This window comes from Bifidobacterium sp. ESL0704, assembly GCF_029392075.1.
GTDB lineage: Bacteria > Actinomycetota > Actinomycetes > Actinomycetales > Bifidobacteriaceae > Bifidobacterium.
Genome location: NZ_CP113929.1, coordinates 639,806 through 657,489, shown reverse-complemented (window position 1 = coordinate 657,489; position 17,684 = coordinate 639,806). Strand labels below are relative to the sequence as shown.

General features: G+C 58.9%; 11 protein-coding genes. 3 read left to right on the top strand and 8 right to left on the bottom strand.

Annotated features, from left to right (window positions below; translation table 11 throughout):
* Position 1: 1 nt before the first annotated feature.
* Entirely contained in the window at positions 2-2,614 is a 2,613-nt protein-coding gene (pepN, locus tag OZX64_RS02190; RefSeq protein ID WP_277173509.1) for an aminopeptidase N, read from the bottom strand.
* Positions 2,615-2,814: 200 nt separating this feature from the next.
* On the opposite strand from pepN, the gene OZX64_RS02185 reads away from it, so the two are divergent.
* The gene (locus OZX64_RS02185) at positions 2,815-3,258 is read left to right on the top strand and encodes a hypothetical protein (RefSeq protein ID WP_277173507.1); all 444 of its coding nucleotides are present in this window, start codon (positions 2,815-2,817) and stop codon (positions 3,256-3,258) included.
* Positions 3,249-3,533 carry a hypothetical protein gene (locus OZX64_RS02180; RefSeq protein ID WP_277156278.1) on the top strand — a complete coding sequence of 95 codons (285 nt, stop codon included), beginning with the start codon at positions 3,249-3,251 and terminating at the stop codon, positions 3,531-3,533. Before OZX64_RS02185 ends, OZX64_RS02180 begins: the two co-directional genes overlap by 10 nt.
* A 319-nt stretch (positions 3,534-3,852) precedes the next feature.
* On the opposite strand, the gene OZX64_RS02175 is transcribed toward OZX64_RS02180, so the two are convergent.
* From OZX64_RS02175 to dapB, 4 genes are all read right to left on the bottom strand, one after another.
* Positions 3,853-4,695, bottom strand: coding sequence for a phosphatase PAP2 family protein (locus OZX64_RS02175; RefSeq protein ID WP_277173505.1), 843 nt, complete (start codon positions 4,693-4,695; stop codon positions 3,853-3,855).
* 299 nt (positions 4,696-4,994) lie between these two features.
* On the bottom strand, positions 4,995-7,001 hold the full coding sequence (locus OZX64_RS02170) for a ribonuclease J (RefSeq protein WP_277173503.1): 2,007 nt from the start codon (positions 6,999-7,001) through the stop codon (positions 4,995-4,997).
* A 159-nt stretch (positions 7,002-7,160) separates the two neighbouring features.
* The gene (gene dapA, locus OZX64_RS02165; RefSeq protein ID WP_277173501.1) at positions 7,161-8,072 is read right to left on the bottom strand and encodes a 4-hydroxy-tetrahydrodipicolinate synthase; all 912 of its coding nucleotides are present in this window, start codon (positions 8,070-8,072) and stop codon (positions 7,161-7,163) included.
* Positions 8,073-8,116: 44 nt separating this feature from the next.
* Entirely contained in the window at positions 8,117-8,869 is a 753-nt protein-coding gene (gene dapB / locus OZX64_RS02160; protein ID WP_277173499.1) for a 4-hydroxy-tetrahydrodipicolinate reductase, read from the bottom strand.
* A 357-nt stretch (positions 8,870-9,226) separates the two neighbouring features.
* Between dapB and OZX64_RS02155 the strand changes: the two genes are divergently transcribed.
* The gene (locus OZX64_RS02155; RefSeq protein WP_277173497.1) at positions 9,227-10,204 is read left to right on the top strand and encodes a hypothetical protein; all 978 of its coding nucleotides are present in this window, start codon (positions 9,227-9,229) and stop codon (positions 10,202-10,204) included.
* Between the two features lie 366 nt (positions 10,205-10,570).
* Here the strand turns inward: OZX64_RS02155 and OZX64_RS02150 are convergent, their stop codons facing one another.
* From OZX64_RS02150 to OZX64_RS02140, 3 genes are all read right to left on the bottom strand, one after another.
* The gene (locus OZX64_RS02150) at positions 10,571-11,920 is read right to left on the bottom strand and encodes an MFS transporter (RefSeq protein ID WP_348519413.1); all 1,350 of its coding nucleotides are present in this window, start codon (positions 11,918-11,920) and stop codon (positions 10,571-10,573) included.
* Between the two features lie 323 nt (positions 11,921-12,243).
* The gene (locus OZX64_RS02145) at positions 12,244-12,966 is read right to left on the bottom strand and encodes a GNAT family N-acetyltransferase (protein WP_277173495.1); all 723 of its coding nucleotides are present in this window, start codon (positions 12,964-12,966) and stop codon (positions 12,244-12,246) included.
* A 215-nt stretch (positions 12,967-13,181) separates the two neighbouring features.
* Positions 13,182-17,660: a UvrD-helicase domain-containing protein gene (locus OZX64_RS02140; protein WP_277174934.1), complete on the bottom strand. Its 4,479-nt coding sequence runs from the start codon at positions 17,658-17,660 to the stop codon at positions 13,182-13,184.
* Positions 17,661-17,684: the final 24 nt, after the last annotated feature.

The window sequence follows — 17,684 nt, the reverse complement described above, 5'->3', positions numbered from 1 at the left end:
CTTATTTCAGGCCGGCGTTGTAGGCGCTGACCTTCACGGCACGACGGGAAGACTCGACGTTGCCGATGATGATGTTGCGCAGGGCACGGGCGGCGTCGGTGTGGGAGGCGAGCCATTCGTCGCCCAGACGGACCAGCTCGGCGGCATCGGCATACACCGGGTAGAGATCGTCGAGCAGCGACTCGGCCATATGGAAGGTGCGGTTCTCCCAGATCCAGTCGGCGGTCTCGAAGTACTTGGCAGCGTAGGGCTCGGCGAGCTTGCCGCTCAGATTGCCGGAGAAACCGAGCGCGGCGGCTTCAAGCTGGGAGTTGGTAAGGCTCAGGTCGTGAATCGAGGCATCCCAGGCCCATGCCTTGGCCTCGGCACTCGGCACGGAAGCCTTGGCGCCGTAAGCAAACTCGCGGTTGTCGGTGGTGTCGCGCAGCTTCAGTTCCGCGTCAATTGCCTCGTTGTCCATCTCGCCCACGGCGGCGAGCGCCTTGGTCAGCGCCCAACGCATGTTGTTGTCGATCTCGAGGCCCTTGAGCTTCAGCGTTCCGGAAAGCAGGCCCTTGACGTTGGAAATGAACGGAGCATCGCCCTGCGCACCGTAGTCCAAGTAGGCGCTCACCAGCTGGAACTGTTCGTCGCTGCCGGCCTCGGACACATTGGCCAGGTCCCACAGACCTTCGGCCACGTGCTGGCGGACGGCCTCGCGACGTGCCGGAGCGACATATTGCGTGGCAGTGACCTTCAGGCAGCGCAGTGCATAACGGAAGGTGGTGGATTCATGCTCGGTGGAGAGCATCTTCAGGCTCAGGTCAAGGAAGCGTTCGGCCGGGAATTCGGCATCACGGGTCATGTCCCAGAAAGCCAGCCACACCACGGCACGAGCCAGGGCATCGTCGAACTCGAAGAGGTGTTCGGCGGCGAAGTCGCGGGATTTGGCGTCAAAACGCAGTTTGGTGTAGGTCAGGTCGTCGTCGTTGAGCATGATGAAGTCGGGGCGAGCCTTGCCTGCGGCCTCGGTGGCCACGGTGGTCTCGCCGGTGACGTCGAGCTCGATACGGTCAGTGCGCACAATCTTGCCGGTCGCCGCGTCACGGTTGTAGAAGCCGATGGCCATGCGGTGCGCGCGCAGCACGGGATGCTCGGCTGGCGCGGTCTGCGTCAGCGTGAGCGACTTGATGGTGCCATCGCCGTTTTCCTCGACGTCGGCCGCAATGGTGTTGATGCCGGATTCCTCGAGCCACTGCTTGCTCCAGGTCTTCAAATCACGGCCGGAAGCGGCCTCGAGCTCGACCAGCAGGTCCTTCAAGGTCGCGTTGTCGTACTGGTGCTTGTTCAAGTAGCTGTTGATGCCCTTGAAGAACTTCTCCCGGCCCACGTAGGCCACCAGCTGCTTCAATACGGAACCGCCCTTGGCGTAGGTGATGCCGTCGAAGTTGACCTCGGTGTCGTGCAGGTCATTGATCGGCGCGGTGATCGGGTGGGTGGTCGGCAGCTGGTCCTGGTTCAGGGCCCAGCTCTTCTCGCCGGAGGTGAACGTGGCCCACGAATCCGTCCAATCGGTGGCTTCGGCGGTCGAAAGACTCGACATGAACTCGGCGAAGGATTCGTTGAGCCACAGATCGTTCCACCACTTCATCGTCACCAGGTCGCCGAACCACATGTGCGCCAGCTCGTGCAGGACGGTGACCACGCGGCGCTCGGCCAGCGCGTCGGTGACCTTGGAGCCGAAGACGTAGGAATCGCGGATGGTGACCATGCCGATGTTCTCCATGGCGCCCGCGTTGTATTCCGGCACGTAGATCTGGTCGAACTTGGCGTACGGGTAGGGCACGCCCCAGGTCTTGGCATAGAAGGCGAAGCCCTTCTTGGTGATGTCGAAGAGGTAGTCGGCGTCACGTGCGAAATCGTCCTTGAGCGACTGGCGGCAGTACTGGGCCATCGGCACGGTGCGACCGTCCTCGTTGGCGTAGGTCGTGTGCCACTCGGCGTATGGGCCGGCGCAGATGGCGGTCAGGTAGGAGCTCATCTTCGGCGTGGTCTCGAACACCCAACGCTTGGTCGACTCGGCGGGATGCGTTCCCAGAGTGCCCTCGGCAGTCATCGCGTCGAGATCGGTCGTGGATTTGACCGGCATGTTGGAGGTGACCAGCCAGGAAGCCGGAGCAGCTACCTCGAAATCGAAGGTTGCCTTGATGTCGGGCTGGTCGAAGACGGCGTAGACGCGACGAGCGTCCGGCACCTCGAACTGGGAATAGAGATAGACGTTGCCGTCAGCCGGGTCAACCGAGCGGTGCAGGCCCTCGCCCGTGGTGGAATACTGGCATGAGGAGACAACCTTCAGGGTGTTATGTTCCTTCAAGGCCGGAAGTTCGATACGATTATCGACGTAATACTTCGTCGGATCGAGCGTTTCGCCGTTGAGCTCGATAGTGCTGACCTCGTCGGCGATGAGATCGGCAAAACTGGACGATCCTGCCTTCGCATCAAACGTGATGACGGATACCGACGGGAAGCTCTTCGGCCCCTGCGTCAGATCGAGATCGACATGATAGCTAACCGGTCCGGTAATGACTGACTTACGTTCTTCGGCTTCGACGCGTGTGAGATTCGCTCCTGGCATTTCGCTCCTTTTGAGATTGGGAAATAATACGATGCTTCCATTATGCCAGCCGGAGCCGTCACCGGACAGCGCTTTGCGCGAAAACCGTAATCAATCGCATGAATTCACGGGTCGATATCCGATTGCGAGAAAGCAGGCACGGGATCGGCAGACCAACCGAAACGCGCAACACAACCACCGATGATGTCTGGCGCGGCTTTATGCTTGAAAGCATCAAGGGGAACCATCAGGAAAGCCGCGTCGGTATGAATGTTACGTATGAGCGTTCCGGGTGCAAGCAGTTTTTCAAGAAGCATCGCGACGACGAGAAAACCATCAAGTCCTGCATCGAAAAAGCGTTGGGACTACAGCTGGAAACCGGGATGTCGAAGGTCAAGCGCGCGGTGTCGGCGCGGGTCGGCGGGCAGTGCGTCTACGAATGCCGCATCAACCTCAAGCGCACCGGTTCCGCACGCGTCGCGTTCGTCGTCCATATACCGGACGCTACGAATGGAGACAACAACAGTAAGACCCACGGCGATACCGACGATAAACATAAAAGCGACAACGACATCAACGTGCTGTTCATCTCCTCGGTGCTGCAGAAGGACGAATTCACCCATATGCTCGAACGCGACCTGAAGGAGGCCGGACTATGCGACTGATTCCCGTGAAACAAGCGCTGAGCATGATGGAGAACGCGACGCCGGCAAAATCGGAATATAAAAAACTCAGCTTCTGGACCGCGAAAAAAGACCGTTCGCTGTGCCTTGAACACGACGAAAACGGCCTGATCCTGCACGAACAGGGTTACCGCGAAGAAAGCACGGCCTTCACCTCGGACAAGCACGACGCCCACGAATGCAAGCACGCCATCAAACAGGCGTTCAAGCGCGAATTCCCCCGCAGCCACAAGGTCTACGTTTCCGCGGTGAAATAACCCCGATATCAAAATCGGCGGCAGATTACTCCACCGCCGAAATCAAGAAGCATTGAGAAAATTGGAGAACCGAACGCCATTGTAATACGACAGAAATGTCGGTTTGAGCCGGTTCGCTTCGGGGCAATGGCCCGGGTCTTCAACGCTTCGCTCCGTTGGACTCCATCGACAGAGCGCTATTATTCCTCCGTACTGCTTGTTACATGGATTTGTGTGGGTCGTTGGCTTCGGCGGGTGGCCCACACAAGTTTTTTGAATCGACGAGCGGCAACCACCAAATCTGGTAGCTACCGCTCGTACTAGTCTCATCTCAACACAATCATGCGAGCTCGTATTCTTGCGGATAGCGCTGCGCAAGCTGCTTGAGCAGCAGATGATGGGCCAGCCAGAGCGCGAGCATCGGCAGGGCGAAGCCGACGGTGACGTCAGAGAGGAAATGGGCGCCCTGCATCATGCGGCTGAACATGACGATAAGCGCATAGGCCAGGGCGACGCCGTAGACCATACTCTCCCTGTTCTTCCAACGCGGGTTGACCAAAGCAAGCAGGCAAAGCGAAAGGGTCACACCGGCGAATTGCGAATGGCCGGAGGGGAAGGACTTGATATTGTCGCGCACCGTGACGGCGGAGAGGTAGTGCTTGCCGTTCGGATGATACCAAGGCGTGAACAGGTCGAGGTCACCTTGCATCGCGCGGAAACGGACACGGCCCCAGATGACCTTGGCGACTTCCAGCACACCAATCGAACACAGGAACACCGCCACTATCGCGATGCCTGCCCAACGATAGCGCTGCTTTAGCTCGTCGGGTATCTTGTAGACGATACAGGCAATCAGCACAGCCACAATGACACCGTATGCCATCCCGAACAGATGGCAGTATTTGTAGCATAATATGAGCCCCACCAGTGTCGAACCGAGATAGACAACACCGGAAACCACGAGTTTCACAAGGTTTTCTCGCGTGAATTCGTAGGTCCAGAAAAGCAACGCTGCACCGATCATCAGCACGGTCGCGCCAATCAGCGGTGCCAGCCGCTCGAAGAAGGCCGAGAAACCGTTGCCGGGCATATAGAGCGTCTGGTCGATGCGCAGGTCAGCGAATGTGCCGATGATCAACAACACCAAAGCGCCGATCGCCGTGACAGGAAATATCTTTTTCATACGTTCATTCCTTGTGGTCCATATCATTGTTCTTGTTCAGACCACTGCCGTATCACATGCCTCAAGCATATACCGCGACAGCCTCGGCCATCTGAAACCAAGTCAGGCCGTACAACGACTCAATACTCTATGCCGTCAAAAGCCCAGCACGACGCCGGCCAGCCAGAGGTTCGAGAAACGTTCACATAGCAATTTCCCCGGCAGGCCGGAACCTGTCGGGGAAATGCGATAATCATTGAGCGACGATGCTTGGCATCATACCGACCTCACACCGCAAGCGGCCGATGCTCAGCTCAGCCTCACCTGCCAGACGGAGTGCCGTCGATGACGTCGTGGGCGACATCGGCGATGACCGGGACGATCATCGGCTTGCGATGAAGCTGACGGGAGACCCAGCCGCCGATGGTGCGGCGCATGATCTGCTGGAGCTTGTGGGTGTCGTGGGTGCCCTGCATCATCGCGTCCTCGAGCTGGCCGACGATCTGGCGACGCACCTTGTCGAGATCGCTCTCGTCATCGGGGATTGCGTTCATGTAGACCTTCGGGCCCGAGATGACGTTCTTGGCGTCGGTGTCGACCACGGCGAAGATGGAGACGAAGCCTTCGGTGCCGAGAATCTTGCGCTTCTCGAGCTCCTCGTCGGTCAGCTCGCCGACGGTGTCTCCATCGACGTAGACGTAGGCGCATGGCACGGATCCGACGACCGCGGCCTGGCCGTGATAAAGATCGACGACATCGCCGTCCTCGGCAAGCACGACGTTCTTCGGATCGACGCCGGTCTTGACGGCGACGAGGCCGTTGGCGACCAGGTGGCGGTTCTCGCCGTGAATCGGCATGACGCACTTGGGCTTGAGGATGTTGTAGAAGTAGGTGAGCTCGCCTTCGTTGGAGTGGCCGGAGACGTGGATCTTCGCGTTGTCGCGGTTGACCACGCGCGCGCCTTTCTGCACGAGCTTGTTGATCATGCCATAGACCTCGTTCTCGTTGCCGGGAATCAGGGAGCTGGCCATCACCACGGTGTCGAACTCGTTGATGGTGATGTCACGGTGGGTGCCGTCGGCGATGCGGCCGAGCGCGGCCATCGGCTCGCCCTGCGAACCAGTGCACATATAGACAAGCTTGTTGTCCTGGATGTCCTTGGCCTGCTTCAGATCGACCACGGTGCCTTCGGGAATATGCAGATAGCCGAGATCGGCGGCGATGGACATGTTGCGTACCATCGAACGGCCGACGAAGACGACCTTGCGGCCAACCTTGTGCGCGGCGTCGACGACCTGCTGGACGCGGTGGACATGGCTGGAGAAGGAGGCGACGATGATCTTGCGGGTGGCCTCGCTGAAGGCACGCTCGAGCTCGGGGCCGATGGTGCTTTCCGGGCGAACAAAGCCGGATACCTCGGCGTTGGTGGAATCGACCATCACCAGGTCGACGCCCTTCTCGCCGAGCTTGCCGAATTCCACCAAGTCGGTGATGCGGTGGTCGATCGGCAGCTGATCGAGCTTGAAATCGCCGGTGTCGATGACGGTGCCGGCAGGCGTGCTGATGCACACAGCCAAGGCATCCGGAATGGAGTGGGTGACGGCGACGAATTCGAGGTTGAACGGGCCGACCTTGAGCTTGTCGCGGCCATTGACCTCGACGCAGCGCGGGTTCTGATGGTGTTCCTCGCACTTGGCCTTGACAAAGGCGAGCGTGAGCTTCGAGCCGATCAGCGGGATGTCCGGACGCAGATTCAGCAGGTAGGGCACACCGCCGATATGGTCTTCGTGGCCGTGGGTCAATACGAGCGCCTCGACGTCGTCGAGCCTGTCCTTGATATAGCTGAAATCAGGGAGGATGAGATCGACGCCGGGCTGCGCCTCGTCGGGGAAGAGCACGCCGCAATCAACCAACAGCAGATGGCCGTTGTATTCGACCACGTTCATGTTGCGGCCGATTTCGCCCAAGCCTCCGAGCGGGACGATACGCATGGAGCCCTTGCGGTACTTCGGTGGAGCAATCAGCACGGCGTCCTGGTTGGGCGAGGTGCCGGGAGTGCGCGAAACAGAGCGCGGGTTGGAACGGCGGCTGCCCGAACGGCTTCCGCCACGGGTGTTCCGCGAAGAATTCGAGCCGCCCGAACGACGTCCACCCGAACGGGAGGAGCTACGGGATTCGCTACGCTTGCTGCTTGTGCGTTTCTCACCGCTCTTGGCACTCGTGCGCTTCTCGGAATTCTGGGCAACTTCTTCGCTTTTGCGAGCGCGTGCCTTGTTGGCGCTGCCACGGCGATGCGTGGCGGTAGTTTTTTCTTTTGTTTCTGTCATATTCTTTAACTGTTTTCTGTTTTCTTAGTGTCCGCACCTGTGTGTGGACGAGGTATAAAAACAGCGGACGAAAGCCCGCGAACGCTTACGCGCCGTCGACTCCCCCGCTGCAATGAGTGATGCTTTTGCCTTGCTGTATCGTCAAAACCTTCTTAAAACCTAGGCATCCAGGATACCGGCAGCGACCATACCCTGATGGGCGCGCTCAAATTCCGGCTGGCCCGGACCGACATTCGGCAGGCGCATCGTGGTCTCGTCAAGCCATCCACGCTCGTGCAGCGCGGCCTTGGCAAGCACACCCTGGAATCCGGTGCCGTTGATGGCGTCGACCAGCGGAGCCAGACGGACGGCAAGACGCTGGGCTTCGTGGATGTCACCGCGATCGAAAGCATCGGCAAGCTGACGCATCGGGTTCGACGCGACATGCGCAATTACCGAAATAATACCGACGGCGCCGATGGAAAGGAACGGCAGGAAGAGCGCGTCATCACCGGAATACCAAGTCAGACCGGTTTCCATACGCTTGCGCACGGCTCCTGCGATGTCTCCCGTGGCATCCTTGACCGCCTTGATATGGTCAAGCCCGGCGAGACGACGATACGTTTCAAGCTCAAGATGCACACCGGTTCGTCCGGGAACGTCGTAAACGATGATCGGCTTGTCCGCCGACTCGTTGACCGCCTGATAATGGCGGAAAATGCCCTCTTGCGAAGGACGGGAATAATAAGGAGCGACCACCAGCACCGCGTCTGCGCCGGCCTCCTGCGTCTGCTCGACCATACGTACCGTATGGGCGGTGTCGTTGGAACCTGCGCCGGAAATCACCGGCACGTCGACGGCTTCCTTGACCACTTCAACGAGCTTGACCTTCTCATCCATGTGGGTGACCGGGGATTCACCGGTCGTGCCATTGACCAACAGGCCATCGGCACCAGAGGCGACCAAATGCTTGGCCAGTGCCGCGGAAGACTGAAAATCGATGGAACCATCATCGTGCATCGGCGTCACCATGGCGGGGATAACACGGCCAAACGGCGCCGAATCAAGTAGATGCATTGAAGACTCACTCATAGCTTTAACGCTACTTGGCGGGCGGGACGCTTAACGCCCCTACCTTAAAGGTCGAGGAACGCGTCGAGGCCGACGGTCAGGCCGGGATGGGAGCCGGAGGCGATATTGCGCACCGCCAGCAGGACGCCGGGCATGAAGGAGGCGCGGTCGAAGCTGTCGGCGCGGATGACCAGCTGCTCGCCGGTGTTGCCCAGCAGCACTTCCTCGTGGGCATTGAGGCCCTGAAGACGCACCGCGTGGACGTGTACGCCGTCGACGATCTGGCCGCGGGAAGCCGCCTCGCCCTGCGTGCCGTCGGGCATCGGGGCGCAACCAGCCTGCTGGCGGGCCTGCGCAATCGCCTGGGCGGTGTGGATGGCGGTGCCGGAAGGGGCGTCGACCTTGTCGGGGTGATGCAATTCGATGACCTCGGCGGAAGTGAAGTATTTGGCGGCCTGCGCGGCGAACTTGTCGGCCAGGACCGCGGAAATGGCAAAGTTCGGGGCGATGAAGACGGCCTGATCGCGGCGCGGGGCTTTGGCGAGCGCGGTCTTGACCTGATCGAGCTTCTCATCGGTCCAACCGGTGGTGCCCACCACGACGTCGACGCCCTGGGCCACAAGTTTCAGGACATTGCCTAGCGAGGCACTCGGCACGGTGAACTCCACCGCCACGTCCGTATTGTCCGGCGTGATGGCGGCGATATCGTCATGCTCGCCGACCTGATTGACGATTTGCATATCATCTGCGGAGTTGACCGCCTCGACCACGCTGCCGCCCATGCGTCCCTGCGCACCGACCACTGAAACTCTGATCATCACTCCTACCTTCCAGCCTAAAAATCAATTCATCGTCAATCGTACAACGACAATCTCGCGCTTCCCCGCATTTCCGTTATTTTGTATATGTTGGTGCCACCAAGTGAGCGGAATTCAACAGATTTAGGAGTCATTTACCAGAATAACGTCATCTTGGTGCACCAAGATGGCCTATTTTTAAAGAATTGATGCCGATTTATATGATATCGATGCGCTTGGTGCACCAAGACCACCCAAAAATTGCACTTTTCACATTTAGAATCGAACGACACGCCGAAATGTGGATAACTCCGAGCATTCGACCACAGTACCCGTTTTAGCTTCACTCGGAAAGCAATAGCATTTACGCTTGAATGCATGACAAACATTTATGACACACAAAGCATCGCTTACCAACAGCTCGATGCCATCCGCAATGAAACTGCAGACTCCCTTCACGGCCTAACAACAATATTCGGCAAAGGGATAATCGCCTGTCACACCACGGCACTCAAATTGTTACGCATTGAGCTGCCCTCACATTCCCGCATCAACCAGGATAAGATCCATATCCTCACCGACAGGAGCAACACCGACCGATTGCCCAATGCCGAACTCATCTCCTGCCATACATCAAGAATCCATTTTGAACCCATTGATGTCGACGAAGCAATCTCAGCGGTTCCGCCCGTATTCGTTTGGTGGCAGATGGCCGCTTATCTCGACTGGACGGAGCTTATCGTTCTTGGCGATAGCATGATGCGCGGGAACCATGCCATTCGACGTCTTTCACTCAGCGATTTTCAAATGTTTATGGACAAGCTGCACCCGAATACGCCACAATTGAAGAAATGCGCGACCTCATTGAGTTTTATGCGAGAGAATACGGATTCATCAATGGAAAGTCGTCTACGGATACAGCTGGCGAGACTGGGATTAGGCGGTTTGAAAGTAAATGCCCAGGTTGCCGATCCTGAAGAAGGACATAACTGGTCGATTGATCTTGCATGGCCGAAACACCATATCGGAATTGAATATGACGGACAATACCATTTCGACAAGGCACAGGTAATCTCGGATACACATAAAAGGCAACGACTCAGAAAAGCGGGATGGAAGATCATCACCGTCTACGCCCAAGACTTCTATGATCTTGTCGAATTCGGCACGTATTCGGATATCTTCAAAACCATCATCTCCGCGTTGCAACAGGCATCAGGCAAACGAGTATTGGCACATGAACCATTCACTGATGCAAAGATGATCAGGCATGGCGACAACCTTCTCCTTCGCCGACGATACAGGAGATGCAGCAGTCTCGCAGCGTCTGGCAACAAAACCACAAAAACCGGATAAAAAGCGGCAAATCACCGATACACGGGATCATGCAATTCTCGATTTTTTCTTTTATAACGAATTCACACTCGTTTTCGGGGTCTTGGTGCCACCAAGACCCCGAATTATATAAGAATGAGTGTGAATTCACTCAATTTTGGCCTGCTTGGTGCACCAAGCAGAGGCTTTTTAATAAATATGGTCTTATATGTGGCAAAAAACGGGGACTTGGTGGCACCAACAACACGAAAATGAGGCGAAATGAACATTGTGGGCCGCGGCTTGCGTCGAATGCGACTTTACAACGGCAGCATTGGGACACGAAACGTGTATCCCTGACGCCGAACACCACATATCGCCATCAGCAACTCGGGATATCACTACGTCTCAGCGTCTACGCGCCAAAGCCCAGCCAAGGACGGCCAGGGGCACGGCGATGAACGTGGTGGCAATCGGCAGGAGCAGACCGACATGCGGGCTGGAGACATCAAGCACCATGCCGGCCAGCGAGGAACCGAAGGACGTGCCGACGGTGCCGGCGGTGGTGACCCAAGAGAGCCCCTCGGTCAGGCTGGCGGGAGGGACGATGTCCTTGATAATGAGATTGCCGGTGGCGAAGAGCGGTGAGACACACAGGCCGGAAAGCACCGAAAAAACACCCAGCAGGATGAGGTTGTCCATAGAAAGACGGCACAGCACGTAGCCACAGGTGAGCAGTGCCAGATAGACTACCATATGCTTCCAGTTGGAGCCCTTGGGCTTGTGCGAGCCGAAGATGAACGCGCCGATGCAGGAGCCGACAGCGAACATGGCCAGCTGCACGCCCAGGAACTGGCTGCGGCCGATGGCCTTCATCATCGCGGTGACCGAGACATCGAACTCGTTGAAGCTCATGTTGAAGACCACGAACACGACCAGCAGCGGGATGACACCGCCGTAGAGCAACACGCTCTTGGGTTTCGGGGCGTGGGTATGCAGCTGCTTGAGGCTCACCCCGTCCTCGTCGAGGCGCAGCCCGAGTTCGCCACCGTGGTTGGCCGAAGCCGCCTTGACATCGGCATCCGTCTCAGGCGCGGCGGCGACCGTCACGCTTTCGATGACGGGAGGCTGGGTGTCTTTCAACGAGAAGAAGACCGCTCCCCCGATCGCGCAGGCGATGGTAGGCACGAACAGCTGGGAAACCGGACTCACGGAAGTCGCCAGGCCTGCCGCAAGAATAGGCCCTAAAATAAACACCATTTCATCGATGCCGGCCTCGAGCGCATAGGCGGTGTCCAACAAGTCGCTATCTTTCGGATCGCGCAAGGCGTATGCCCAGCGGGTACGCACCAAGGCGCCGAATGCGAACTGGGTCAGGCCCATCGCGATGGCCAACACGAACAGAACCGGAATCGAGACACGGGCCCAAGCGGCAAAGGCGAAAACCAGCATGAACAGCACGGAGACGACCAGCGCGGGCCAGCCCACCTTGCGTTGGCCGAACCGGTCGAAAAGCCTCGCATAGAACGGCGTGACCACGGCGACGGCGAGGATGTAGACCGCACTCATCGTGCCGGCGATCGTCCAGTTGTTGTACATGTGGTTCAGGGCAAGCACGATTCCCAGGCTCATCATCGAAATCGGAAGTCTGGCCACCGCCCCGGAAATACAGAACGCCTTGGCACCGGGAATGGCGAAAAGCCGTCCATACGGCGACCGGTGACGCTGGCTCGGAACGCTACGACCCGTATTGCTCACTGCCCATCAACCCTTTCCGACAAGTCGGGATGAGGAAGGCATCAGAATCGCAGTTTCTCCGATGCCGGAACCATCACATCATCGCAAGACATGTCAAACATCATTCAATACCGTTAATGTATACATCCAGTCTATCCAACCCGATTGGACGAAAGCCTGCAGCGTAACTCCGAGGTTCCCGTGCGAAACGCCGTCTCAGTGCGCCTGCACAATACGCAGAAAGCGGCACAAAGCCGCTTTCCGAAATCCGTCGAACGCCAAACCGCCAGCACGCAACCGCTGCCGCATCACACCGACAGCAACACCTGCCGCCCCGCCAGACTTTATGAAACGGTCTGCTTGACCTTTGCGGGAACGCCGGCATAGATGAACATCTTGGTCGGGGCCATCCCGCGGTCGCGGCCATCATCGGGATGGCGTTGTTCCTCCCGTTCGGCGATGCGCTTCATCCCGTGACGATCGTAGAAGCTCACGTCGCAATCCGAATCGGTATGCAGGTAGAACATCGGCTCGTGCGCGCGCTCGAAATACTCCATGGTGCGGCTCCACAGCTGGCCGCCGACGCCTTGGCCGCGGGAGGCCGAGGACACCAGGAAAAGCTCGACTTCGGCGGGCGCCTTGTCGTTGATACCGGTCTGGCGTTCCATACGCCGCTCGATCTCGAAGCCCAGTTCCGTATCCATCAGCGCCTTGCGCCCAGCCGGAATCGAGTTGAGCCGTTCGTCGATTTTCGCCATTTCCTGCGCAACGTTGCCGAACATCACCGGCTGGCCGGAGACCCGCGAAAGCACGACCCCCATGAATTGGCCGTTTTTGTGCGCGATTTCGCCTCGCGTCGCCGGCTCGATATAATGCAACACAAAATGGTAGGAAAGAAGCAGCGAAAGCTTTTGATTGTCACCCAGCAGCGCATAATGGCCCCAGGTCTCATCGAACTGCCGGGTGATGGCCTCTACATCACTCCAGATCATCGGGGAATAGACCACTCCGATTCCGGCATCGCCTTGCTCAACATGTTCCATACGTCCGTGTTCCTCCATAATCATCTATACTCCGTCACCTGCCGGCCCCTACCGACACAGAACCCGTATTCCGGGCAAAAGCCTCATTCAAGAGACAAATCAAAAATCAAAACCACTACATCATACCCATATTGTGTTACGCTACGAGCCATATCCGCCGTATTGACGAACGTAAACCCTACCGGCCATAAACAACGCACAATATATCACCAGGTGGCATACATCGTCGACATAAATGCCTAATCTTCGTCACTGGCCACCGGGATTCCGGCGTTCAGCTCCCTCAAAATCTCAAGCTTGGATTTTGGCTTGGCATGCTCCTCACGACGATCCTCGCGGGCCACGTCAAGATAATACAATGTGGCGTCGATGCTGTCCAACGGAATGTTCTTCATTTGCGAAAACATCAGCCGGTACATGTCGAGCTGCGCCAGTTTCCGGTCGATATCCTCCTGCGTCATCGGCCTCTTACCGGTTTTCCAATCGACGATGGTGAACCGTTTCGTCGGGTCGTCGACATCAAGTCCGCCGTAGAACACCGCGTCGAGCTTGCCGTTGACAATGCGGTCGCCGAGTTCGGCAATCGCGACGACAATCTGCTCTTCGGCCGCATACGGACGCCGGGACGCCCAACGGCTTTCGACCAGTCGGCGCTGCCATGTCAGGATTTTGCGGTCCGTCGCGCTTTGGCCGGCTTGCGGATGCGTTTCGGCCTGGACGAGATCGGCGATCAGCGAGGCACGGGTCTCACTGACGCCACCGATGGCGATTGCCGAAACGCCATCGTCTGCGGGTGTCTCGGCAACCTCATCGGCCCCGAACGCATCGACGAAGCGTTGCGCCCATGCGTGCAATCGCGTACCGGCTTCGGCGGCAGGCGACGCGACACGGGGAATCGGACGCACAAGAGCGCGCCAATAATTCCGGCTCTCCTTCTTGCTCATATTGCCTGCACTGGCCTGCAACGAGGTGACATTCTGCCGACGGCCGGCAAGAATACGCTCGCCGCGACGACGCACCTCGACATCCAGAGCATTCACGTTTTCGCAGACGCCACCTTTGGCACCAGAGCGTTCGGTTCCCGCCGCGAAAGCACCATCGCCACCGTTTTGCACGATTTGCATCGATGGCATCAGATCGTTGTCGGCTAACAGCATACGCGTACGTTCGGCAAGTGATTGGCCTTCGGGCAGCTCAGCGGCTATGCGGTCAACCGCAAGCGCGACGGCATCGTTCCCGTCTTGCGTGACGGATCGGGTTGCAGAGCCGGTCGGAGTTTCGCAAGTTTCGCCCGCAACGGCACGCTTAGCGTTATCACCGGCTTTGCCTGCTTTGCCGTCCTTACCGGCTTTGCCGTCCTTACCGGCTTTGCCGTCCTTACCGGCTTTGCCATCCTTACCGGCTTTGCCGTCCTCGACTTGCGCAACAAGACGCTCGTGCGCCTGCCGGGCCACCGCGGCCGAACGACGCAGCCGAGCCGCCATCCCCTCACTCAACGATGCAGGCCACGGCAACGTCTCATCCGCTTGCTCCCCATCCCGGTCAAGAGGCGTTTGCCAAGCTTCCTCGACAACGGCCTGTTCGTATTCCTTGGCATGGGAGCCGACGAAGAGGCCGTCTGGCTTGGGCGCGTTCAATTCCGATAACGTGCGGAGAACCGACGAATCGGCACCGATCGTATTCCCGGCTTCGGCATCGCCGACATGAGCGATCGACGGATTGTCGTTTTGCAATATATCCGCGGCATCCGCACTTTCGATGTCGGTCAAATCGTCATTATCGCCAGCGGAGGTTTGTGTTTCGGCTTCGACCACGGCCACATCATCCCTATATGCCAAAGCGTCATGCACCTCGGTAAGGAAATTCGACGGTTTGGAATCGTGACCCGTGCCGGCCGCACCGGGATCTCGCGAGAGTTCGGCGTGACGGCTGTAGGTCATCAGCACCTCCTCGCGGGCACGCGTCAAGGCGACGTAGGCCAGCCGGCGTTCGTCGGCATGCAGCCGCCGGCCGTATTCCTCCTGTTGGGAAAGGTACGGCTTACCGCCGGCTCCAGAGGTTCCATCCGTCCCAAAAGCATTGTCTTCCTCATCAATCGTGTCGAAGACCCGCATCAGCCCCTCGGACTCGTTGCCCATCGTCTCCACGCTGGAAAGCTCCTGCAGGGCCGCAAGTGGATCGTCGCCGACACCTGCATCGTGCGGGAATCGGGGAAGGATATTGGCATCGGCACGTACCGGCACAGGCACGGCCGCCGGGTCATCAAGCCAGGTATTGGCCGTCTCACGATATTGCGGGGCTTGCCAGACGCCGTCTTTCAAACCGCCGATATGATTCTCATCCAATTCGACCTTGAGTTTGTCGCCCTGATTGGACGGGAAACTCGTGGCCTTCATGCCGACAATGGCCACGGAATCCCATTCGAGACCCTTGGACTGGTGGATGGTCATCAGCACCACGTCGACCGGGTCGCCCGGAACCGCCGCGGTTTCGTCGGGGATGGTCTTGAGCGAATCCACCCAGGAAACGAACCCGCGCAGCGTAGGCGTTGCCCCCTCCGTGATTTCCCGTGTATAGGTGTTGACCAAGTCCACCAGGGCGTTCATCGGCGAACGCGCCAAAGCGGGCTCGACCCGGCTCCCAGATTCCTCAAGCGCAAGCGCCACGACCGTGTCGATATCGAGATCGAGCGCTTCGACGGCGGTTTCGATGATTTCGACCAGACCGTGGTTGACAACGGCATTGACCTGCCGCAAAACTCCCGCCGCATGACGGATGGCGGCAAGTCCGGACGCGCTGAAAAGCGAGGCGACACGAGGCGAATCCAAGGTCGCCACAAGCTTGTCGTCGCTCAGAGTATCGGCAAGAAAGACCATGTTGGGCACCTGATCGCGATGCTCGGCGACCAGTTTCGCCCTCTGGTCCGGTTTGGCATCGGCCGGCACCAGCCCGGCCTGGGCCAGTGCACGGAACCGGTATTCGTCGTTGCGACGGCTGGCGAGCCTGGCCAAAGCGTTCAGGTCATGGCTGCCCAGCCCGAAGCGCGGCGTTGCCAAAAGACGCATCAGGGCACCTGAGTCCGTGTGATCGGCGATGACATGCAGCAAGGCCAGCACATCACGGATTTCGGGACGGTCCAGGAGCGCCGAATAGCCGACGGTCAGCGTCGTCAGTCCCGCTTTACGCAGCCCTTCGGCGAATTGCGGCATGGTGCTCTTGCCTCTAAACAGGACGGCCACATGCGGGCGGACGTCCTTGCGGCCCGGATCTTTGGGCGTGTGCCTAGCGATGGAGGTTTTGGCGAAACGCGCGACGGCGTCGATTTCCTGGCCAAGCGTATCGAAACCAAGCACACCCAGCGTGCCTTCCTTGGCCCCGTCAATGGTGGTCAGCGCCGGCACCGCCACCTCATGCATCGGCGAGCTCGACGGCATCGCCTGGGGCGTACGCAGCGGTTGGGTCAAGTCGTTGGCCGCCTCGAGAACCACTCTGGCATTGCGTCGGGTGACGCTCAACGAAAACGGCCTGGCGGCCTCATCCATGCCGAAATCACGTTGGAACATGCGGAACGCTCCGGGGCTTGCACCTCTCCAGGCATAGATGGACTGGAAGGGATCGCCGACGGCGTTGACCGCGGAACAGCCTGACCGCGATGCAGAACCATAAGGATGGAACAAGGCGGCAATCAGCGCAGCCTGGGTGGTGGACGTGTCCTGATATTCGTCAAGCAGGACATGGGTATAGCGATGACGCAGACGCTCGCCTATCGAGGGGAAACGGGTGATCAATGCATAGGCGGCGACGGTGAAATCGTTGAATTCCGCCATATTGAGCTGCTGTTTGCGCTCGTGGTAACGCTCGACCAAGGTCAACAGGATCTCACGTTTCTGCGCGACGGCACGTGCTCCGGCACTGCGGAAAACGGCCAGGGCATGGTAGGTGGCACGATACTCGGCGATACGTTCGGCGAATCGCTCGTCGCTGTCCTTTTTCCTGCGCTTCGGGGGTTTGCCGGGCTTCGGTTCGTCCTGCGGCACCACCTCATCGCCGATGGCGGTGTCCATTTGCGCGATGAACGCCTGGTCCCACGCACGTATACGGGCGATGGCATCGGGAACGCTCACGCAATGCTCGCCGATCATCGAACCGCTGATGGCGTTGGAAAGCCCCAGCACCTTGGTGACGATATCGGAAAAACCGCCGAAACCCTGCCCGCGCAGGATGTCCATGTTCTCATCGATGACGGTGACGGCAAGCTGGTGGGCTCCGGCCTCGCTCAATGGCTGGGTGTTCTGGTCAAAGCCGACCAGAAGGCCGTATTGACGCACAATGGACTGGAAGAAGGCATCGTAGGTGGAGACCTGGGGTTTGAGGAACACGTTGGCACGGTGCGAAGCGCCGGCAGCGGCCGCCGCAGCCTCGCCCGTCCTGGCGTTTTCGGCCACGGCGCCCGAAACGCGGCCCAGCAGCTCGGAGGCGGCCTTGCGCGTGAACGTGAGGCCGAGGATCTTCTCGGGCGGCACGCCGACCTCGATCAGGTTGATGATGCGGCGGGTCATGGTGTAGGTCTTGCCGGACCCGGCACCGGCGACCACGAGTACGTCGGCGTCCTCGGGCGCGTTGATGACCGCGGACTGCTCGGGACTGTCGGTATTGGTCGCGGCGACTGTGGGCCCATGGCCCGCATCGTCACGGTTATTGCCGTCGGACGGCTTCATACCGACATGCACACCGTCGATGTC